Genomic DNA, 20,217 nt, shown 5'->3' on the forward strand with positions numbered 1-20,217 from the left:
TCCGCCGTGGAGCCGAGACGGGAGCCGAAACGGGAACTGGATCGGGAACCGAAGCCGGATCGAAGCCGTGTGACGCCGCTCGCTGGTCCGCTCCCTTTCGCGCACCAGGTCGTAACCCCCTTATTCCCTCTGAGTGACCAGGTGAACGCTTATAGTCAGCCGTCACACCAGGGGCATGTATCAGCCAGTGATACGGGCGTCCGGGCGCCTGAGGCGGTCTGCGAGAATTGCGGTGTGATCTCTCGAATCGATCTGCGCGGCGATGCCCTCCCCGAGGGCGGCGCCCTGCGCGACCTGCTGCCCCGTGCCGAGTTCGATGTGGAAGCCGCCCTGGAGACGGTGCGGCCCATCTGCGAGGACGTACGCCATCGTGGCTCGGCGGCAGTGATCGACTGGGGGGAGAAACTCGACGGGGTGCGGCTCGACTCGATCCGTGTCCCGGCCGACGCGATCACCGGCGCACTGGAAACGCTCGACCCCGCCGTCCGCGCCGCTCTGGAGGAGTCGATCCGACGCGCCCGCCTCGTCCACCGCGAGCAGCGCCGCACCACGCACACCACCCAGGTCGTCCCCGGTGGCACCGTCACCGAGAAGTGGGTGCCGGTCGAGCGCGTCGGGCTGTACGTGCCGGGCGGACGATCCGTATACCCGTCGTCCGTCGTCATGAACGTGGTCCCGGCCCAGGAGGCGGGCGTCGAGGGCGTCGCCGTCGCCTCCCCGCCGCAGAAGGAGTTCGGCGGACTGCCGCACCCCACGATCCTGGCCGCCTGCGCCCTGCTCGGGGTGGACGAGGTGTACGCCGCCGGCGGTTCCCAGGCCATCGCGATGTTCGCGTACGGCACCGAGGACTGCCCGCCCGTGAACCTCGTCACAGGACCCGGCAACATCTACGTCGCCGCCGCCAAGCGCCTCCTCAAGGGCCGCATCGGCATCGACGCCGAGGCCGGCCCCACCGAGATCGCGATCCTCGCCGACGCCACCGCCGACCCGGTCCACGTCGCCGCCGACCTGATCAGCCAGGCCGAGCACGACCCGATGGCCGCCGCGGTCCTGGTGACCGACTCCGAGGAGCTCGCCGCCGCCACGGAGGCCGAGCTGCAGCCCCAGGTGGCCGCGACCAAGCACGTCACCGACCGGATCGAGCCCGCGCTGGCCGGCCGCCAGTCCGCGATCGTCCTGGTCAACGACCTGGAGGACGGACTCAAGGTCGTCGACGCGTACGCCGCCGAGCACCTGGAGATCCAGACCGCCGACGCCGCAGCGATCGCCGCCCGGGTCCGTAACGCCGGCGCGGTCTTCGTCGGCCCCTGGTCGCCCGTCTCCCTCGGCGACTACTGCGCGGGCTCCAACCACGTCCTGCCCACCGGCGGCTGCGCCTGCCACTCCTCGGGCCTGTCCGTGCAGTCCTTCCTGCGCGGCATCCACATCGTCGACTACACGCGCGACGCGCTCGCCGAGGTCACCCACCACGTGGTGACCCTCGCCGAGGCGGAGGACCTCCCCGCCCACGGCGCCGCACTCAAGGCCAGGTTCGGGTGGAAGGTTCCGCAGCAGTGACGAACAGCGATTCCCCCCGCAACGCCTGGGACGACCTGCCCATCCGCGACGAACTGCGCGGCCAGTCCCCGTACGGGGCGCCCCAGCTCGACGTACCCGTCCGGCTGAACACCAACGAGAACCCGTACCCGCTCCCCGACGCACTCGTCGACCGGATCGCCGAACGGGTCCGTGCGGCCGCCCGCGACCTCAACCGCTACCCCGACCGGGACGCCGTCGAGCTCCGTACCGAGCTCGCCCGCTACCTCACCCGTACCGCCGGGCACGAGGTCGGACCCGCCAACGTCTGGGCGGCCAACGGTTCCAACGAGGTGCTCCAGCAGCTGCTGCAGACCTTCGGTGGCCCCGGCCGTACCGCGATCGGCTTCGAGCCCTCGTACTCGATGCACGCCCTCATCGCCCGTGGCACCGGCACCGGCTGGATCTCCGGACCGCGCAACGAGGACTTCACCATCGACGTCGACGCGGCCCGCGCGGTCATCGCGCAGGAGCGCCCCGACGTCGTCTTCATCACCTCACCCAACAACCCCACCGGCACCGCCGTCGACGCCGACACCGTTCTCGCGCTGCACGACGCCGCACAGGCCGCTGGCCCGTCGATGGTCGTGGTCGACGAGGCGTACGGCGAGTTCAGCCACCACGCCTCGCTGCTCCCGCTGATCGAGGGCCGCCCCCACCTGGTGCTCTCCCGCACCATGTCCAAGGCGTTCGGCGCCGCGGGGCTGCGGCTCGGCTACCTCGCAGCGGCCCCGGCCGTCGTCGACGCGGTCCAGCTGGTGCGGCTGCCGTACCACCTGTCATCCGTCACCCAGGCCACCGCGCTCGCCGCCCTGGAGCACACCGATACGCTCCTCGGGTACGTCGCGCAGCTCAAGGGCGAGCGCGACCGGATCGTCACCGAGCTGCGCGCCCTCGGCTTCGACGTCACCGACTCGGACGCCAACTTCGTCCAGTTCGGCCGCTTCGCCGACAGCCACACCGCCTGGCAGCACATCCTCGACCGGGGCGTCCTGGTCCGGGACAACGGCGTACCGGGATGGCTGCGGGTCTCCGCAGGGACCCCGGCAGAGAACGACGCGTTCCTCGATGCGGTACGCGAACTGAAGAAGGAGCACGACGCATGACTCGCGAGGCCCGCGTAGGAAGAGTGGAGCGGACCACCAAGGAAACCTCCGTGGTCGTCGAGATCAACCTCGACGGCACCGGCAAGGTCGATGTCGCGACCGGGGTCGGCTTCTACGACCACATGCTCGACCAGCTCGGCCGCCACGGACTGTTCGACCTCACGGTCAAGACCGACGGCGATCTGCACATCGACTCGCACCACACCATCGAGGACACCGCCCTCGCGCTCGGTGCCGCGTTCAAGCAGGCCCTCGGCGACAAGGTCGGCATCTACCGCTTCGGCAACTGCACCGTCCCGCTGGACGAGTCGCTCGCCCAGGTCACCGTCGACCTCTCCGGCCGCCCGTACCTCGTGCACACCGAGCCCGAGAACATGGCGCCGATGATCGGTGAGTACGACACGACGATGACCCGGCACATCCTGGAGTCCTTCGTCGCCCAGGCGCAGATCGCCCTGCACGTCCACGTCCCGTACGGGCGCAACGCCCACCACATCGTGGAGTGCCAGTTCAAGGCGCTCGCCCGGGCCCTGCGCTACGCCAGCGAGCACGACCCGCGCGCGGCCGGAATCCTCCCCTCCACGAAGGGCGCCCTGTGACCGGCCTCAACACCGTCCTGATCCTGGTCGGCCTCTTCCTGGCCGGCGGGGTCTACTCCTTCTCGAAGCAGGGCATGCCCAAGGGCGTCATCGTGCTGCTCGGGATCGCCTCCGTGATGTGCCTGGTGGCGGGCGTCATGCGGATCCAGGGTCTCTGGGACTGAGGAGCGAAACGTGGATACGAAGAAGAAGGTCGTCGTCTTCGACTACGGCTTCGGCAACGTGCGGTCCGCCGAGCGCGCCCTCGCCCACGTCGGCGCCGACGTCGAGATCACCCGCGACTTCGACACGGCGATGAACGCCGACGGGCTGCTGGTGCCCGGCGTCGGTGCGTTCTCCGCCTGCATGGAGGGCCTGAAGAAGGCCCGCGGCGAATGGATCATCGGACGCAGGCTCTCCGGCGGGCGTCCCGTCATGGGTATCTGCGTCGGCATGCAGATCCTCTTCGAGCGCGGCATCGAGCACGGCGTGGAGACCGAGGGTCTCGACGAGTGGCCCGGCACCGTCGGCCCGCTCAAGGCCGACGTCGTCCCGCACATGGGGTGGAACACCGTCCAGGCCCCCGAGGACTCCCGGCTGTTCGCCGGACTCGACCCCGAGTCCCGGTACTACTTCGTGCACTCCTACGCGGCGCACGACTGGTCCCTCGAAGTCACCAACGCCAAGATCCGTGCCCCCAAGGTCACCTGGGCCACGCACGGCGAACGGTTCGTGGCGGCCGTGGAGAACGGCGCGCTGTGGGCCACCCAGTTCCACCCCGAGAAGTCCGGCGATGCCGGCGCCCAGCTGCTGACCAACTGGATCGAGACGCTGTAATGCCGAAGCTTGAACTGCTCCCCGCCGTAGACGTCCGCGACGGCCAGGCGGTCCGCCTGGTGCACGGCGAGTCCGGCTCCGAGACCTCCTACGGCTCCCCGCTTGAGGCCGCACTCGCCTGGCAGCGCGCCGGCGCCGAGTGGCTGCACCTCGTCGACCTGGACGCCGCCTTCGGTACCGGTGACAACCGCGCGCTCATCGCCGAGGTGGCCGGCGCCATGGACATCAAGGTCGAGCTCTCCGGCGGCATCCGCGACGACGCCTCGCTCGCCGCCGCCCTCGCCACCGGCTGCCGCCGCGTCAACCTCGGCACAGCCGCCCTGGAGACCCCGGAGTGGGTCGCCAAGGTCATCGCCGAGCACGGCGACCAGATCGCGGTCGGCCTCGACGTCCGCGGCACCACGCTGCGCGGCCGCGGCTGGACCCGCGACGGCGGCGACCTCTACGAGACGCTCGCCCGCCTCGACTCCGAGGGCTGCGCCCGCTACGTCGTCACCGACATCGCGAAGGACGGCACGCTCCAGGGCCCCAACCTGGAGCTCCTGAGGGACGTCTGCGCCGCCACCGACAAGCCCGTCGTCGCCTCCGGCGGCGTCTCCTCGCTCGACGACCTGCGCGCCATTTCCTCGCTCGTCCCCGCGGGTGTCGAGGGCGCGATCGTCGGCAAGGCGCTGTACGCGAAGGCGTTCACCCTCGAAGAGGCGCTGGAGGCGGTCTCCGTATGACCGAATCCGTCAGGCGCATCTCCTCCGGCGCCCCCTGGGAGGAGAAGTTCGGCTACTCCCGTGCAGTCGAGCTGCCGAACGGGCTGGTGCTGGTGGCCGGGTGCACGTCGGTGGTCGGCGGCCAGATCTCCGCGGGCAGCCCCTACGAGCAGGCCGTCGCCTCCTTCGAGGTCGCCTTCGAGGCGCTGAAGCAGCTGGGCCTGGGCCGCGAGGACGTCGTCCGTACCCGGATGTACATCACGCACGCCCGGGACACCGACGAGGTGGGACGCGCCCACAAGGAACTGTTCGACGACGTGCGTCCCGCAGCTTCCATGATCATCGTGTCCGGCTTCGTCGACCCCTCCCTGGTCGTCGAGGTCGAGGTCGAGGCCTACCGGGCAGGTGCCTGATGACGCTTGCGGTACGTGTCATCCCCTGCCTCGACGTGGACAAGGGCCGGGTCGTCAAGGGCGTCAACTTCCAGAACCTGCGCGACGCCGGTGACCCCGTCGAGATGGCGAAGCTGTACGACGCCGAGGGCGCCGACGAGCTGACCTTCCTCGACATCACCGCATCCAGCGGTGACCGGGAGACGACCTACGACGTGGTGCGCCGCACCGCCGAGCAGGTCTTCATCCCGCTCACGGTCGGCGGCGGTGTCCGCACCCCCGACGACGTCGACAAGCTGCTGCGCGCCGGCGCCGACAAGGTCGGCGTCAACACCGCGGCCATCGCCCGGCCGGAGCTGATCCGGGAGATCGCCGAGCGTTTCGGCCGTCAGGTGCTCGTCCTGTCCGTGGACGCCCGGCGCACCCCCGCCGGCACCTTCGAGGTCACCACGCACGGCGGCCGCAAGGGCACCGGCATCGACGCCGTCGAATGGGCCCACCGGGCCGCTGAACTCGGCGCGGGCGAGATCCTGCTCAACTCGATGGACGCCGACGGCACCAAGGACGGCTACGACACCGAGATGATCGCGGCCGTGCGGAAGCACGTGACCGTGCCCGTCATCGCCTCCGGCGGCGCGGGCCGGCTCGCGGACTTCGCACCGGCCATCGACGCCGGGGCCGACGCGGTCCTCGCCGCGTCCGTCTTCCACTTCGGCGATCTGCGGATCTCCGAGGTCAAGGGCGCTCTGCGGGAGGCCGGACACCCGGTCCGCTGAGGACCGGCAGGGGAACACCGGTCGTGAAGGCCGGTGAAGTTGCCGATGTGTGCCACCGGGGTGCACCGCAAGAGTGGCGACCGCCAGAGAACAACGGCGGTTCCACGCGGTGCACCCCGAAGCGGCTTTCGGGCCCTGCCCGTCGTGGCCCCGCCACGACCGAGAGGCCCCCCTCGTGCGACACCTCCCCTCCGGCGACACCTCCCCGCGCCACCGGATGTCCAAGAGCCGTTCCCGTCTCGTCAAGGGCCTGCTGGCCGCCACCGTCGCCACCGCGGGCCTGTGCACCGCGCTGATGCCGGGCGCCCAGGCCGCCGACAACCCCTACGAGCGCGGTCCGGCCCCGAGCAACGCGAGTATCGAGGCGAGCCGCGGCTCGTACGCGGTCTCGCAGACCACCGTCTCCTCACTGGGCGTCAGCGGCTTCGGCGGCGGCACGATCTACTACCCGACGTCCACCGCGGACGGCACCTTCGGCGCGGTCGCCATCTCGCCCGGCTTCACCGCCTACCAGTCCAGCATCGCCTGGCTCGGACCGCGGCTCGCCTCCCAGGGCTTCGTCGTCTTCACCATCGACACCAACACCACGATGGACCAGCCCGACAGCCGTGGCCGTCAGCTCCTGGCCGCGCTGGACTACCTGACACAGACGAGCTCGGTGCGCAGCCGGATCGACACCTCCCGGCTCGGCGTGATGGGCCACTCCATGGGCGGTGGCGGCACCCTGGAGGCCGCGAAGAGCCGCACCTCGCTGAAGGCGGCGATCCCGCTGACCGGCTGGAACCTCGACACCACGTGGCCCGAAGTCCGTACACCCACCCTGATCTTCGGCGCGGACGGTGACACGATCGCCCCCGTCGCCACCCACTCCGAGCCGTTCTACCAGTCGCTTCCGAGCACGCTGGACAAGGCGTACGTGGAGCTGCGCGGGGCCACGCACTTCACCCCGAACTCCTCCAACACCACGATCGCGAAGTACAGCATCTCGTGGCTGAAGCGCTTCATCGACAACGACTCCCGCTACGAGCAGTTCCTGTGCCCGCTGCCCGCGGTGAGTCTGACGATCGCCGAGTCGCGGGGCAACTGCCCCCACACCTCGTAGTTCCCCACGTAGTTCCCGAGGTAGTTCCTGACGTCGTTCCCGACGCCGGTGGGGCCGGACCGCGCAGGGCGGTCCGGCCCTTCGGAGTCGGGTCCTCGGCCTTCGGCGTCCCGGCGCCGGGCCTTCGCCGCCGAGTCCTCGGCCTTCGGTGTCTGGGCGCCGGGCCTTCGGCGTCGGGTCCTCGGCCTTCGGTGTCTGGGCGCCGGGCCTTCGGCGTCGGGTCCCCGGCCTTCGCCGCCGGGTCCTCGGCCCTTCGCCGTCGGGGTGCGTCAGTCGTCCTCGGTGAGGAATCCGGCGAGGGAGGCGGCGAATCCCGGATCGCGGACGACGGTGAGATGGTTCCCCGGCAGCACCTTCAGGCGTGACCCCGTGAGGGCGTCGGCCAGCACCTCGGGCCGCACGGCCAGGGGATCGTCCGCCCCGGCGAGCACCAGCGCGGGTATCCGGATCCGGTCCAGCGGCAGTGGGCCCCGGTGCACCGAGCGGATCTGTGCGGCGAGGGCCAGCCGGTCGGAACCCGTGGTGTCGGCGAGGATCCGGAAGCCCCGGGTGCGTTCGGGGGCGTCGGCCGCGTCCTCGGCCGTCAGCGCGGCCGCCACCAGCTCCGGCGGCATGGCCCGGGTGTCCAGCCCGCCCACCTCCACCGCGCCCGCGCCGATCCCGCCGACCACCAGCCGGGTGATCCGCTCGTCACCGGCGGCAGCGAGCAGCGCCACGACCGCCCCCATCGAGTAGCCCGCCAGATGCACTTCGCCGGCACCGGTGCGGTCGATCAGCTGCCTCACGTCCCGGGCCATCACCGACTCGCCGTACCGGGCGTCGTCGTGCGGCTTGTCCGACGAACCGTGTCCCCGGGCGTCGAGCGCGAGGACGTGGCGGCCCCGCGCCACGAGGGCCTCGACCACACCGGGGCCCTCCCAGTTCAGCCGGGCATCGGCGGCGAAACCGTGCAGCAGAAGCACCGGGGGCAGTCCGGCCCGCGGCCCGCGGGACCAGGACCGGTAGCGCAGAGTCAGACCGTCGTCCGTACGGAATTCATCAGTCATGGCCCGACGTTACGGGCGGCGCGCGCGAGACCGGGTCCGCGATGTGCGCGTGCACAGTCACCCACGGCTCACCTTGGGAGGGTGCCCCGCAACCGGCCGGGCGCGGGCCGGGGGCGGACGCACATCTTCCGACACTGTTTACGCGGAAGTAACGTGCCGGTTGTGACTCCATCGACGACCGTGCACAGTCCGCTCCGGCTGTACGGCCGCAGCGGTGAACTCGCCATCCTCGACACTCTGTTGGTGCGGCTGCGCAAGGGTGACGGCAGCGCGCTGGTGCTGACCGCACTGCCCGGCATCGGCCGTACCGCGCTCCTGGACAAGGCCGTCGCCGCGCACCACGAACGGCGCACCGGCCCCGTCCTGACCGCCACCGCGGCCCCCGCCGAGCAGCGGCTCCCGTACAGCGGGCTGCACGCCCTGCTCTGTTCCGCACCCGGCCCGCTCCCGCTGTCGCCCGACGCGGTGCTGCACGACGGCATCACCCCCACGGCGCTGCTCGCCCTGCTGCGGCAACTCGGCGCCGAACAGCCGCTTCTGGTGTGCGTGGACGACGCGCACGCCTGGGATACCGATTCGCGTGATGCCCTCGTCTTCGCCGCCCGCAGGCTCGGCGCGGGCAGCCGGGTCGCAGTGGTGATCGGCGCCGGTGACGAGACGAGCTTCGCGGGGCTGCCCGCGCTACGGCTCGGCCCCCTCGACGACGACGCGGCGGCGGCCGTCCTGGACCGGATCACCGACTCCGCGGACCAGGTCGATCCGGTGGTCCGCGGCGAACTCCTCCGGGAGGCGGCCGGGAATCCCCGACTGCTCGCCGGACTGGCAGGCCGGCTCACCCCGGACCAGCTCGCCGGCCGCACCCCGCCGCCGTATCCGCTGCCCGGCGCCGAAGGAGTCCTGGACGCGCACGCCGCCCGCCTCGACGGGCTGCCCCCGGACACCCGCACGCTGCTGCTGATCGCGGCCGCGGCGCAGGAACACGAGCCGGAGGGCGCCGGCACGGACATGGCCCTCCTGCTCCGCGCGGCCACCTCGGCCGGCCTCGGTCCCGCAGCGCTCGACCTGGCCCTGCTGACCCCGGCCGGGACCGCCGGAGCCCTCCAACGAGCTGGCGACCGAATCCACTTCAGCCACCCGTTGCTGCGCCGGGCGGTCCTGCACCGCGCCTCTCCGCAGCGCCGCCGCGCGGTGCACGGCCTGCTCGCCAACCTGCTGGCGACGGTCCCGGCCGGCGTCGGCGGACGCGTCCGCCGACCGCTGCGACGGTCCATGGGGGCGGGGGGAACGGGCTACGGCGGCCTGGCCTCCCCCTGGACCGGATCCGGTGCCTCGTACATGACGGCTTCCGGCTTCCGTCCGGGTGACGGCGGGACGACGGCTTCCGGTTCGCGTTCGGGTGGCGGCGGGGCGGCTGCTTCCGGCTCCCGACCGGGTGGCCGGGGGGCGGCCGCTTCCGGACTTCGCCCTGGTGACGCCCGCATGACCGGTTCCGCCCCTGATGCCGCGGCTGCTTCCGCTTCCGCTTCCGGTTCCGGTTCTCGTTCCGCACCCGGCAACGTCTCCGGTCCCGCTCGTGACGGTGCGACCTGTGCCGTGCCGGCACTCTCCCCTCAGCGGGGAGCCCTCCGGTCCGGGCCGGGACACATGACGGCCGGGCCGTCCGTGCTCCCCGCGCTCGTCCAACGGGCCTGTGCCGCCGGAGGGCCCGACGACGGACTGGCCGATGCGCTGGAGGCGGCGGCCGTGGCACCCCGGCCGCACGCCGAGCGGGCAGCCGCGCTCGCCCGTGCGGCGGTGCTCTCCGCCGATGAGGCGGTCCGCGCCGCCCGGTTCGCCGGCGCTGCCGAGCACACTCGGCTCGCGGGAGACTCCGGCCGGGCCCGCGCGCTGCTGGCCCGGATCGGCCCGCGCCCCGCACACGACGGAGCGCATCTGGTGCGCGGCCTGCTCGCCCTGCGCGACGGACCGGCCGCCGACGCGCACGAGGTCCTCCTCGCCGCCGCGGCGCTGCTCGCGCCGCACGACCCGCGCCGCGCCCTCGACGCCCATCTCGGTGCCGCCGAGGCCGCCTGGGCGATGGGGGACGCGCTCGCGTACCTCGACGCCATGACCCGTATCCCGGTGTCCGTGTCCGATCCGGCCCTCGCCCAGTACTGCGACGGTATGAGCGCGGTGCTCTGCGGGCGCATCGCCGAAGGGCAGGCGCTGCTGCGCCGCTGCCTCGACTCGGCCGGCCGGGCGCACGACCCCGCCGCGCTCCTGCGCGGCGGGGTCTCGGCCCTGGTCCTGGGCGATGTCGACGCCGCCTGCCGGATGGGGACCCGGGCCCTGGCCGCCGTGCGGGCGGCCGGCCCCGAGGCCCTGCTGCCGCAGGCCCTGGAACACCTGGCGTACGCCGAGCTCAGGGCCGGCCGCCATGCCTCCGCCCGCGCCCACGCGCTGGAGGGCCTGCACGCCGCCCGGCGTACCGGGCAGCCCAACACCGCCGCCCACCTGCACGCCGTGCTCGCACTCGCCGCTTCCGTCGAGGGCGGCCCGGAGTCCTGTGCCACCCATGCCGACGCGGCCCTCGCGGGGGCCGGAACGCACGGACTCGCCCAGGCCGCGACCCTGGCCACCTGGGCACTCGCCCGCGCGGACCTTGCGGCGGGGCGCTCCGGCGCGGCCGCGGCCCGGCTCGACCCGCTCGTCCGGCCCGGGCCCCGGCGCGGGCACTTCGCCACCCGGATGCTCGCCGTACCGTGCTACGTCGAGGCGTCCGTCCTGGCCGGGCGGGCGGCCCGGGGCAGGGGAGCGGACCCGGTCGCCGACGCCGTGGCGGAGTTCGCCGTCTGGGTCACGCGCACCACGGACCCCCATGCCCCCGCCCAGCTGGCCCGCTGCCGTGCCCTGCTGGCGGCACAGGCCGACGTCGCCGGCCGGTACGAGGAGGCGCTCGCGCACCACGACCGCGCGGGCGGCGACTTCGAACGTGCCCGCACCCAGCTGCTGTACGGGGCCTGGCTGCGCCGGCGCCGCCGCACCCGGGAGGCCAGGAATCCGCTGCGGGACGCCCTGGTCGCCTTCGAGCGGTGCGGTGCGCGGGCCTGGACCGACCGGGCGAGCGGTGAACTGCGGGCCGCAGGCGAGGCCGTGGAGGGCCCGGCCACGGCCGGGGGCACGGATCCGCTGGCCGCGCTGACACCGCAGCAGCAGCGCATCGCCCGGTACGTCGCGGAGGGGGCCACCAACCGTGAGGTGGCTCTGCGGCTCTCGGTGAGCACGCGGACCGTCGACCACCACCTGCGCAATGTGTTCGCGGCGCTCGGGGTGCGGTCCAGAACGGAGCTGGCCAGACTGCTGGACCGCTAGGGCCTCCCCTCCGGACCGGGCCGGACCCCGCGAGCCTGATCCGGACGAGGGGCCTGGCGGAACCGGCTGCGGGACAGCGCGTACCCGGCTGCGGGACAGCGCGTACGGGGTCCCCGGCGGGGCCCCGTAGTCGTGTCCGAGTCCGGGAGGTTGCAGGACCGTGATGAGAAGTACGCCGCAGACCCCTAGGTACCGACCGGGCGGTATGCCATTCTGCGGGCGTCAGGATGATTCGGTGTGCTCATGCCCAACGCCGGGCTGGGTGAACCGGAGCCGGCCGATTTCCGGAGCCGGCCGAATCCCGGTGGAGGCCGCCATGCCGCAGGTCGTACGTTCACGGGTCAGGGCGTTGCACGGGCCGCCCCCCGTTGCGCCGATGCCGCGCCGCTTCCGTTCGCTGGCCGATCGCGAGGCCGTCGCCGTACTGCACCGGGCTGCCCGGACGCTGGTCGAGGCACTGCCGGAGCTGACGGACCGGCTCGTCGAGGCGCTGCGCGAGCAGGAACCCGCCTACCGCTCGGCCATCGAGGCCGACGCGGCGGAGATCTGGCAGGAGGTGCACCACTCGCTGCGGCACAACGTCGGATCGCTGATCCAGCCCCGGGAGTTCCGGGACGCGGCGCACCGCACCTCCCGGCGGATCGGTGAGGTCCGGGCCGAGCAGGGCCTGCCGCTCGACGCGGTTCTGCACGCCTTCCGGATGGGCGGTGCGATGGTCTGGCAGGACCTGGTGGACGACACCGCGCGCCGTCACCCCGAGGACATCCGACTGCTGGTGCATGTCGCGGCGGACGTCTGGAACTTCGTGGACGAGCACTGCGGTGTCGTCGCGGACGCCTACCGGCAGACCGAACGCCGGCTGGCCTGGCGGCGCGAGAACCGGCAGCGCCTGATGACGGCGGCGCTGCTGGACGGCACCGCGCAGATCGCCGAACTGCCGGACGCCGCCGCGATGCTGGAGCTGCCGGAGCACGGCAGGTATGCGGTGCTCGCGGTCTCCACCGCCCGCCGTGCCCCGCACGGCGCCGCGCAGCCACCGATGACGCTGCCCGCCGGGACGGACGCGCTCTGGCATCCGGGCCCGGACGCGGAGTTCGCGATCCTGCCGCTGGCCAGGTGCGAGGGGGCGGCGCAACCCGTCGCACCGCTCACCGAGGCGGCCACCGGATCCGCGACCGCGGAGGGGCACGAGGGGCCGCCCGACGCAGCTGCCGGCGCTGTCGACGGGGACGCGGAACTTGCCGCGCTGGCCGCCGGGTTGTGCGCCCCGCCGGGAGCCCGGGTCGGCATCAGCTCCGTCGTCGTGGGGCTGGCGGCACTCGGGGACGCCCGGCGGCTCGCCGAGACCGCCCTGCGGGCCTGCCCGGCCGCGGGCGGGGTCGTCCTGCTCGACGAGCAGCTGCCCGCCGCCCTGGTCGTCTCGTCCCCGGGACTCGGCTCGGCGCTTGCCGCGCGGGTGCTGGGGCCACTCGACCGGCTGGACCCGGCCGACCGAGACGTGATCATCGAGACGCTCACGGCATGGCTCGACTCGGACGGTTCCGCGCAGCGGGCGGGGGCCCGGCTCTACTGCCACCGCAACACGGTCCTGAACCGGCTGCGCCGCTTCGAGCAGCTGACCGGACGCTGTCTCACCCGCCCGTCCGACGCGGTCGAGGTCTCCCTCGCCCTGGCGGCCCGCCGCCTGCTGCCCGGCTGACAGGCACACGGCCCCCGCCGGTCGGCCTTCGGCCGGGAGTGCGGCCCGCCTTCCGTCGGTCCGCCTTCGGCCGGCGGCCGGAAGTGCGTCTTCTCGTCCGTCGGTCCGTCTTCGGCCGGCGGCCGGGAGTGCGTCTTCTCGTCCGTCGGTCCGTCTTCGGCCGGCGGCCGGGAGTGCACCCTCTCGTCCGTCGGCCCGCGTTCGGCCGGCGGCCGGGAGTGCGCCCCGCCTTCGGCCGGTCCGCCTGCGGTCTGCGGCCGGGAGTGCACCCTCTCGTCCGTCGGCCCGCCTCGGCCGGCGGCCCCCGGAGCGCGCTCTTCTCCCTGCCTTCCGGGCGTCCGGAAGGCAGGGGACGGTGCCCACCACGGACCGCGGCGGGTGCGGGGCGGGGCGGGGTGCGGGGCGGGGTGCGGGGCGGGCGCACCTGAGCCCGCCGCCTCCCTCGTGGGTGGGCGCTCGCCGTCGTCCCGTGGCCGTGGGCGCGCCCACTCACCCCTCCGCGGTCAGGGTTCCCACCCTCCGTGGCCCCAGGCGCCCCACCCACCCCCTCGTCACCTCGCCACCCCACAGGTCCGCCACCCCACAGGTCCGCCACCCCACATGCCCACAGGCCGAGGATGTGCTCGCGCACAGTTCTCGCCCGTACCTGCTGTACTCGCGCAGCGCCCCCGCTCCGCCCGCTGTACGCGGACCCGGAGGGCTGATGCCGTAACCGGCATGTCTTCTGAGCGCCCGACACCTCGCACGCCTCGCGCCCGGGCCTGCGCCCGCGCGAGCGCCTGCGCACCCGCAGCCACGCACGTCCCGGCCCCGGGTCCGCGTCGGTGAGCGGCGGCTTCGACGCCCGGTCGCTGGCCGTGGTCGTCTTCCTCGGCTTCGTCGCCGTTTCGCTGCTGCTGTGCGGGCTGGCCGCGGCGGACCAGGACGACCCGGAGCACTTCTACGCGGGCGGCGGCTCCGCCCTCGGCCCGGCCGGGAGCGGGCTGGCCATCGCCGGTGACTACATTTCGGCCGCCACCCTGCTCTCCACCACAGGCTCCGTCGCGCTCGCCGGCTTCGACGGCGTTCTCTTCGCCGTCGCCACGGTGGCCTCCCTCGTCCTGGTCATGCGGATCCTGGCCGAACCGATGCGCCGCAAGGGCGTGTTCACCCTCGGCGACTTCCTGGCGGACCGGCTCGGCGACCCGACCGTACGCCGCGCCCTGGGCATCACCACTCTGGTCGTCCTGGCCCCTCTGCTGCTGGTCCAACTCGCCACCGCGGGCCGGGTCATGGCCTCCGTGTTCGGGCTGCCCGACGGAGCGCTCACCAGTTGCACCGTCGCCAGCGGAGCCCTGATGGTCTGTTACTCCGCCGTCGGTGGCATGCGGGGCACCGGCTACATCCAGATCGTCAAGGTCGCCGTGGTGCTGGCAGCGGTGACCCTGCTCGCCGGTCTGGTGCTCGCCCGCTACGGCTGGAACCCGTTCGCCCTCTTCGACGCCGCCCGGCAGGGCAGCGGTGCGGGCGGGTCCTACGCGCGCCCCGGACTTCAGTTCGGCCACACCTTCGCCGGCACCCTGGATCTGCTCGGCTTCCAGCTGACCCTGGTCCTCGGGGCCGCCTGCATGCCGCACATCATGATGCGGCTGCACCCGATGCGCGACAGCTGGACCGTACGCCGCGCGACCGTCTGGGCGGCGGCCCCGGTGGCCTTCCTGTGCGCCGGCGTCGTCGTGGTCGGCCTCGGCGCCTCCGCCCTGCTCGGTCACAAGATCATTCAGGCCGCGGACCCGGCGGGCGGCACCGCGCTGCTGCTGGTGACCGGCGCGCTCGACCCGGGTGCCGACGGGCCGCGCGAGAGCCTGCTCTTCGCGTTCGTGGCCTGCGCGGTGTTCGCCACCACACTGGCCGCGGTGGCCGGCATCACGCTGGCCGCCGCCTCCTCCGTCGCCCGCGACTTCGCGACGAAGGCCCGGTCCCGCACCGCCGCCCGGTCCGACCGGTCAGCCGGTCGCGAGATCCTCCGCGCCCGGCTGGCCGTCGTCCTGACCGGCGCACTCTCCGTCTACGTCTCCACGTACACCCACGACCGCAATCCGCAGGTGCTGCTCTCGCTCTCGTTCGCCGCCGCCGCCTCCGTACTGCCGCCTGTCCTGCTGTACGCGCTGTTCCGGCCGGGCTTCAACGCGCGCGGGGTGCGCTGGACGGTCTACGGCACGTTGCCGCTGATCGCGGTCCTGATGGTGTTCTCGCCCGCGTTCTCCGGCACCCACATCGCGCTGTTCCCGCAACGCGACTTCCACTGGTTCCCGCTGCAGACGCCGGGGCTCGTCACGGTCCCGGCCGGATTCCTCCTGGGGTACCTCGGCTCCCGCACCGGCCGGAAGGCGGAGCGGCCCGCTCCGCCGGCCCGGCCCACGCACCGCGCACCTTCCGCTGCGCGATAGTGCGCAGCAGAAGGAAGCGCGCGTTGTCTCGCAGCAGGACAGGAGGCGAAACGATGCGCAGCAGGACGGGGCGCGAAGCGATTCGCGGTGGGGAGGGCGCGAAGCGATTCGCGGTGGACAGGGCGGGAAACGGTTCGCGGTGGACAGGGCGCGGAACGAGCGGCCCTACATGCCGAGCTTCGCCGTCGTCAGCCGGCCGACCGCGTCCTGCTCGCCCTCCAGCTCGACCCGTGCCGCGTCCTGCCGTCCGAACGCGAACAGCAGGAGCTCGCCCGGCTCACCGGTCACCGTCACCACCGGCGTGCCCCGGTGCGCGACCGCCGTCTGGCCGTCCGGGCGGCGCAGCACCATCCCCACCGGCGCCTTCCGCCCCAGGATCCGCGCCGCCTTCTCCGTACGCGACCACAGGACGTCGGCGAACACCGGGTCCAGCTCCCGCGCCGACCAGTCCGGCTGCGCCCGGCGGACATCCTCCGTGTGCACGTAGAACTCGACCGTGTTGGCCGCCTCGTCCAGCTGCTTCAGCCCGAACGGGGACATCCTCGGCGGACCCGTACGGATGAGCTGGATCAGTTCCTCGTACGGCTTCTCGGTGAACTCGGTCATGACCCGGTCACGCCGGTTCTTCAGCGGTCCGATGACCAGACCGGCCGCCGCGTCCGGCCGGCGCTCCCGTACCACCACATGGGCCGCCAGCTCCCGTGTCGTCCAGCCGTGGCAGAGAGTCGGTGCCTCTGGGCCCACCGCCTCCAACAGGTCGGCAAGCAGAAGTCGTTCGCGCTTCGCATGGGTCGACATGCCCGCAAGGGTACGACCGTCACCCGCAGTCCGCCCAGTGGACGCAAGCCGGGAGGCCCTCCGTACCCACGGCACAATGGGCACATGACCAGCACGCCCACGCCCGGCACCCCCCGGCCCGCCAGCGACCTCGACCCCGCCATCGCCGCCCGCCTCAAGCGCGGCGCCGACGGACTGGTCCCGGCCATCGCCCAGCAGTACGACACCGGCGAGGTGCTGATGCTCGGCTGGATGGACGACGAGGCCCTGCACCGCACCCTGACCACCGGCCGCTGCACCTACTGGTCGCGCAGCCGCCAGGAGTACTGGGTCAAGGGCGACACCTCCGGCCACATCCAGCAGGTCAAGTCCGTCGCCCTGGACTGCGACGCCGACACCGTCCTCGTCAGGGTCGACCAGACGGGTGCCGCCTGCCACACGGGCGACCGCACCTGTTTCGACGCCGACGTCCTCCCGCTCGGACAGTAGGGTCTGCCGCCATGGATCTCGACACGTTCCGCAAGCTGGCCGTCGACCGGCGCGTCATCCCCGTCACCCGCCGGCTCCTCGCGGACGGGGACACCCCCGTCGGTCTCTACCGCAAGCTCGCGGGGGAGCGCACCGGCACCTTCCTCCTGGAATCCGCGGAGAACGGCCGCACCTGGTCGCGCTACTCCTTCATCGGTGTACGCAGCGCCGCCACGCTCACCACCCGCGACGGCGAGGCCCACTGGGTGGGCTCCCCGCCCGTAGGCGTCCCCGTCGACGGCGACCCGCTGCAGGCACTGCGCGCCACCATCGAGACCCTGCACACCCCGCACGACCAGGAATCCGGACTGCCGCCCTTCACCGGCGGCATGGTCGGCTACCTCGGCTACGACATCGTGCGCCGGCTGGAGAAGATCGGTGAGAGCGGCGGCGACGACCTGAAGCTCCCCGAGCTGACGATGCTGCTCACCTCCGACCTCGCCGTTCTCGACCACTGGGACGGCAGCGTCCTGCTGATCGCCAACGCGATCAACCACAACGACCTGGCCACCGGTGTCGACGAGGCGTACACCGACGCCGTCGCCCGGCTCGACGCCATGGAGCAGGACCTGCGCCGCCCCGTCGAGAACGCCCCGGCCGCCCTGCCGCCCTCCGAACTCCCGCCGTACACCGCACTGTGGGGAGGCAAGGCCTACCAGGACGCGGTCGAGGACGTGAAGGAGCGCATCCGGGCCGGCGAGGCCTTCCAGGTCGTGCCCTCCCAGCGCTTCGAAACCCCGTGCACGGCAAGCGCGTTGGACGTCTACCGGGTGCTGCGCGCCACCAACCCCTCGCCGTACATGTACCTCTTCCGCTTCGACGGCTTCGACGTCGCGGGCTCCAGCCCCGAGGCCCTCGTCAAGGTCGAGGACGGCCGCGCGATGGTCCACCCGATCGCCGGAACCCGGCACCGCGGCGCCACGCCGCAGGAGGACCAGGCGCTCGCCGACGAACTCCTCGCCGACCCGAAGGAACGCGCCGAGCACCTGATGCTCGTCGACCTCGGCCGCAACGACCTGGGACGGGTCTGCGAGCCCGGCAGCGTCGAGGTCGTCGACTTCATGTCGGTCGAGCGGTACTCCCACGTGATGCACATCGTGTCCACCGTCACCGGCCGCGTCGCCGAGGGCCGCACCGCCTTCGACGTCCTCACCGCGTGCTTCCCGGCGGGCACCCTCTCCGGCGCTCCCAAGCCGCGCGCCATGCAGATCATCGAGGAGCTCGAACCCACCCGCCGCGGACTGTACGGCGGCTGCGTCGGGTACCTCGACTTCGCCGGGGACTCCGACACCGCCATCGCGATCCGCACCGCGCTGCTGCGCGACGGCACGGCATACGTGCAGGCCGGTGCCGGTGTCGTCGCCGACTCCGACCCCGTCGCCGAGGACACCGAGTGCCGCAACAAGGCCGCGGCGGTGCTGCGCGCCGTGCACACCGCGAACCGGCTCGGCGGCAACTGACGGCCTCACCCGCGACCGGCAGCGGGAGAGGACGTGGGACGACCGGCACAAGGGGCCCTTACGGCCACCCCGGGGCCGTAGGGGATAGTGGAGTACGTGAGTGCTGTCCCCGTACCCCAGCCCCGTGCCGAAGCCGCCGCCGCGCCCGACAGCGCGGGAAGCCGCCGAAGCCTGGCAGCCGGCCTGCTCCTCGGGGCCGCCGGCGCCACCGTCGTCCTGCTCGCCTCCGGGCAGACCTGGGCCGGGGGCAAGGCCTCCGTCGGCGGCGGCACCCTGGCACTGAACGCCGACGGGCAGGACGTCACCGGCCTCCCCGCGGCCCTCGCCATAGTCGGCCTGGCCGCCCTCGTCGCCGTCTTCGCCGTCCGCGGCTCGGGCCGGCTGGCCGTGGCGGGACTGCTGGCCCTCAGCGGGCTCGGCGCCGCACTGAGCGCCTACCTCGGCGCGTCGGACAGCGCCGCACTCGACGAGAAGGCCGCGCAGTCCACCGGCGACAGCTCCGCCACCATCGAGGCCCTCAGCCACACCGCCTGGCCCTACGTCACCGCGGCCGGCGGCCTGCTGATCCTGCTCGCCGGGCTCCTCGCCCTGCGCTTCGGCCGCCGCTGGCCCACGATGTCCGGCCGGTACGAGCGCGACGGCACCCCGCGCCCCCGCAAGGCCCCTCGCACCACCCCGGACCCGGACCGGCCCGAGGACCTGTGGAAGGCCCTGGACCGCGGCGAGGACCCGACGCGCGAGGCGTGACCCCCAGCTCACGTCGCCCCCGCGCGTACGGGACAATGGCCGTGAGCTCGCAGCACAGCGGCACCCACAGCGGCACGGGTGCGGCGCCCCCGAGCGATACCAACAGCGCAACACCAACGAGGAGCAACTCATGGCGGGCAGCAGCCACGGACACACCCCGGCCGCCTGGACCGGTGTCATCATCGCCTTCATCGGCTTCTGCATCGCGGGCGTCTTCATGGTCGCGGCCAACCCCCTCGGCTTCTGGGCCGGAATCGTCGTCGTCTTCGTCGGCGGGATCGTCGGCCTCGCGATGAAGGCCGCCGGCCTCGGCATGCCGAAGGAGTCCGCAGAGCTGGCGGAGGCCAGGGCCCGCGCCGGACAGGCGCAGACCTCCTGACCCGTCCTGAGGACGTACGCGCACAAGGCGCAGCCCACGCCCGGGCTGCGCCTTTCCGCGTCAGCGGCGACAATCACCGAGTGGACGCATCGTCTTTCCCCGCCGCGCCTTCTCCGGCCGCCGCCCCGCCGACACCGGGCCCCCGGCCGGTGACGGGCCCGCCACCGACGCCCGGCGCCGGGCCGGCGCAGGGCTTCCCGCCCGCTCCCGCCCCCACCAGTGCTCCCGCCCCCACCCGTGCTCCCGTCCCCGCCTCACGGCTCCGGCGGATCGCCACCCCGGCCGCTGTTCTGGCCGGCGTCGTCGGGGCCTTCGCCTACGTCGGTACGGTCGACCCCAACGAACCGGGGCACTACCCGGTCTGCCCGCTGCTCCGGCTCACCGGCATCTACTGCCCCGGCTGCGGCGGACTGCGCAGCGCCCACGCCTTCGCGCACGGTGACATCGCGGCGGCGCTCGGTTCCAACGCCGTCGCCGTCGTCGGCTACGCGGCCTTCGCCGCGTTCTGGGCCCTCTGGATGGTCCGCGCGGTCACCGGGAGGCCGCTGCGGATCGACCTGAAGCCGGTCCACTGGTGGGGGATCGGAGCCGCACTGCTGATCTTCGGTGTGGTCCGGAACCTGCCGTTCGGATCGGCGCTGGCGCCGTGAATGCCCAGGTAGTGGGACATCAACCGGCCGGATGCGAGCCCATCGGCCTCCTGCGGATACCATCGGCAGGGCCAATCCTGT

The 20,217-nt window shown here is 73.2% G+C and carries 19 protein-coding genes; 17 read left to right on the forward strand and 2 right to left on the reverse strand.

Features of this window, described 5'->3' with window-relative positions; translation table 11 throughout:
* Positions 1-234: 234 nt before the first annotated feature.
* The 9 genes from hisD to bdeA all read left to right on the forward strand — a co-directional run bounded on the left by hisD (position 235) and on the right by bdeA (position 7,070).
* Positions 235-1,557, forward strand: coding sequence for a histidinol dehydrogenase (hisD, locus tag ABT025_RS01495; protein ID WP_350988562.1), 1,323 nt, complete (start codon positions 235-237; stop codon positions 1,555-1,557).
* A complete protein-coding gene (locus ABT025_RS01500) occupies positions 1,554-2,681 on the forward strand; it encodes a histidinol-phosphate transaminase (RefSeq protein WP_350988564.1) in 1,128 nt (375 codons plus the stop codon). Before hisD ends, ABT025_RS01500 begins: the two co-directional genes overlap by 4 nt.
* On the forward strand, positions 2,678-3,280 hold the full coding sequence (hisB, locus tag ABT025_RS01505; protein WP_350988566.1) for an imidazoleglycerol-phosphate dehydratase HisB: 603 nt from the start codon (positions 2,678-2,680) through the stop codon (positions 3,278-3,280). The genes ABT025_RS01500 and hisB overlap by 4 nt, the downstream gene beginning before the upstream one ends.
* Positions 3,277-3,444: a CG2302 family histidine operon protein gene (locus ABT025_RS01510; RefSeq protein WP_168713658.1), complete on the forward strand. Its 168-nt coding sequence runs from the start codon at positions 3,277-3,279 to the stop codon at positions 3,442-3,444. Before hisB ends, ABT025_RS01510 begins: the two co-directional genes overlap by 4 nt.
* Before the next feature lie 10 nt (positions 3,445-3,454).
* On the forward strand, positions 3,455-4,096 hold the full coding sequence (gene hisH / locus ABT025_RS01515; protein WP_350988569.1) for an imidazole glycerol phosphate synthase subunit HisH: 642 nt from the start codon (positions 3,455-3,457) through the stop codon (positions 4,094-4,096).
* Positions 4,096-4,821, forward strand: a complete 726-nt coding sequence (gene priA, locus ABT025_RS01520; protein ID WP_350988571.1) for a bifunctional 1-(5-phosphoribosyl)-5-((5-phosphoribosylamino)methylideneamino)imidazole-4-carboxamide isomerase/phosphoribosylanthranilate isomerase PriA — start codon at positions 4,096-4,098, stop codon at positions 4,819-4,821. The genes hisH and priA overlap by 1 nt, the downstream gene beginning before the upstream one ends.
* On the forward strand, positions 4,818-5,213 hold the full coding sequence (locus ABT025_RS01525; RefSeq protein ID WP_350988573.1) for a RidA family protein: 396 nt from the start codon (positions 4,818-4,820) through the stop codon (positions 5,211-5,213). Before priA ends, ABT025_RS01525 begins: the two co-directional genes overlap by 4 nt.
* Entirely contained in the window at positions 5,213-5,968 is a 756-nt protein-coding gene (hisF, locus tag ABT025_RS01530; protein ID WP_350988575.1) for an imidazole glycerol phosphate synthase subunit HisF, read from the forward strand. The genes ABT025_RS01525 and hisF overlap by 1 nt, the downstream gene beginning before the upstream one ends.
* A 175-nt stretch (positions 5,969-6,143) precedes the next feature.
* Positions 6,144-7,070 (forward strand): bis(hydroxyethyl) terephthalate hydrolase, encoded by a 927-nt coding sequence (gene bdeA / locus ABT025_RS01535; protein ID WP_502971872.1) that lies wholly within the window; start codon positions 6,144-6,146, stop codon positions 7,068-7,070.
* Positions 7,071-7,339: 269 nt separating this feature from the next.
* On the opposite strand, the gene ABT025_RS01540 is transcribed toward bdeA, so the two are convergent.
* Positions 7,340-8,116, reverse strand: a complete 777-nt coding sequence (locus tag ABT025_RS01540) for an alpha/beta fold hydrolase (protein WP_350988577.1) — start codon at positions 8,114-8,116, stop codon at positions 7,340-7,342.
* A gap of 153 nt (positions 8,117-8,269) precedes the next feature.
* Between ABT025_RS01540 and ABT025_RS01545 the strand changes: the two genes are divergently transcribed.
* From ABT025_RS01545 to ABT025_RS01555, 3 genes are all read left to right on the forward strand, one after another.
* Entirely contained in the window at positions 8,270-11,467 is a 3,198-nt protein-coding gene (locus ABT025_RS01545; protein ID WP_350988579.1) for a helix-turn-helix transcriptional regulator, read from the forward strand.
* A gap of 316 nt (positions 11,468-11,783) precedes the next feature.
* Positions 11,784-13,166, forward strand: coding sequence for a PucR family transcriptional regulator (locus ABT025_RS01550; RefSeq protein ID WP_350988581.1), 1,383 nt, complete (start codon positions 11,784-11,786; stop codon positions 13,164-13,166).
* A gap of 824 nt (positions 13,167-13,990) precedes the next feature.
* Positions 13,991-15,595, forward strand: coding sequence for a sodium/solute symporter (locus tag ABT025_RS01555; protein ID WP_350988583.1), 1,605 nt, complete (start codon positions 13,991-13,993; stop codon positions 15,593-15,595).
* Positions 15,596-15,760: 165 nt separating this feature from the next.
* On the opposite strand, the gene ABT025_RS01560 is transcribed toward ABT025_RS01555, so the two are convergent.
* Positions 15,761-16,393, reverse strand: a complete 633-nt coding sequence (locus ABT025_RS01560; RefSeq protein WP_350988585.1) for a TIGR03085 family metal-binding protein — start codon at positions 16,391-16,393, stop codon at positions 15,761-15,763.
* A gap of 84 nt (positions 16,394-16,477) precedes the next feature.
* Between ABT025_RS01560 and hisI the strand changes: the two genes are divergently transcribed.
* The 5 genes from hisI (at position 16,478) to ABT025_RS01585 (ending at position 20,136) form a co-directional block, all read left to right on the forward strand.
* Complete coding sequence (hisI, locus tag ABT025_RS01565; RefSeq protein WP_311312946.1) at positions 16,478-16,861, forward strand: phosphoribosyl-AMP cyclohydrolase; 384 nt, start codon at positions 16,478-16,480, stop codon at positions 16,859-16,861.
* 11 nt (positions 16,862-16,872) lie between these two features.
* Positions 16,873-18,360 (forward strand): anthranilate synthase component I, encoded by a 1,488-nt coding sequence (locus tag ABT025_RS01570; protein WP_350988587.1) that lies wholly within the window; start codon positions 16,873-16,875, stop codon positions 18,358-18,360.
* 87 nt (positions 18,361-18,447) lie between these two features.
* Positions 18,448-19,107, forward strand: a complete 660-nt coding sequence (locus ABT025_RS01575; RefSeq protein ID WP_350988589.1) for a TIGR02234 family membrane protein — start codon at positions 18,448-18,450, stop codon at positions 19,105-19,107.
* Positions 19,108-19,237: 130 nt separating this feature from the next.
* A complete protein-coding gene (locus ABT025_RS01580; protein WP_326663320.1) occupies positions 19,238-19,486 on the forward strand; it encodes an HGxxPAAW family protein in 249 nt (82 codons plus the stop codon).
* A gap of 80 nt (positions 19,487-19,566) precedes the next feature.
* The gene (locus ABT025_RS01585; RefSeq protein WP_350988591.1) at positions 19,567-20,136 is read left to right on the forward strand and encodes a DUF2752 domain-containing protein; all 570 of its coding nucleotides are present in this window, start codon (positions 19,567-19,569) and stop codon (positions 20,134-20,136) included.
* Positions 20,137-20,217 lie beyond the last annotated feature (81 nt).

Source organism: Streptomyces sp. NPDC002809 (assembly GCF_040295435.1).
Lineage (GTDB): Bacteria > Actinomycetota > Actinomycetes > Streptomycetales > Streptomycetaceae > Streptomyces.

Coding starts and splice junctions, on each gene's coding strand:
- hisB (WP_350988566.1), top strand. CDS start 2,678: ATGACTCGCGAGGCCCGCGTAGGAAGAGTGGAGCGGACCACCAAGGAA.
- priA (WP_350988571.1), top strand. CDS start 4,096: ATGCCGAAGCTTGAACTGCTCCCCGCCGTAGACGTCCGCGACGGCCAG.
- ABT025_RS01525 (WP_350988573.1), top strand. CDS start 4,818: ATGACCGAATCCGTCAGGCGCATCTCCTCCGGCGCCCCCTGGGAGGAG.
- hisF (WP_350988575.1), top strand. CDS start 5,213: ATGACGCTTGCGGTACGTGTCATCCCCTGCCTCGACGTGGACAAGGGC.
- ABT025_RS01540 (WP_350988577.1), bottom strand. CDS start 8,116: ATGACTGATGAATTCCGTACGGACGACGGTCTGACTCTGCGCTACCGG.
- ABT025_RS01550 (WP_350988581.1), top strand. CDS start 11,784: ATGCCGCAGGTCGTACGTTCACGGGTCAGGGCGTTGCACGGGCCGCCC.
- ABT025_RS01560 (WP_350988585.1), bottom strand. CDS start 16,393: ATGTCGACCCATGCGAAGCGCGAACGACTTCTGCTTGCCGACCTGTTG.
- hisI (WP_311312946.1), top strand. CDS start 16,478: ATGACCAGCACGCCCACGCCCGGCACCCCCCGGCCCGCCAGCGACCTC.
- ABT025_RS01570 (WP_350988587.1), top strand. CDS start 16,873: ATGGATCTCGACACGTTCCGCAAGCTGGCCGTCGACCGGCGCGTCATC.
- ABT025_RS01580 (WP_326663320.1), top strand. CDS start 19,238: ATGGCGGGCAGCAGCCACGGACACACCCCGGCCGCCTGGACCGGTGTC.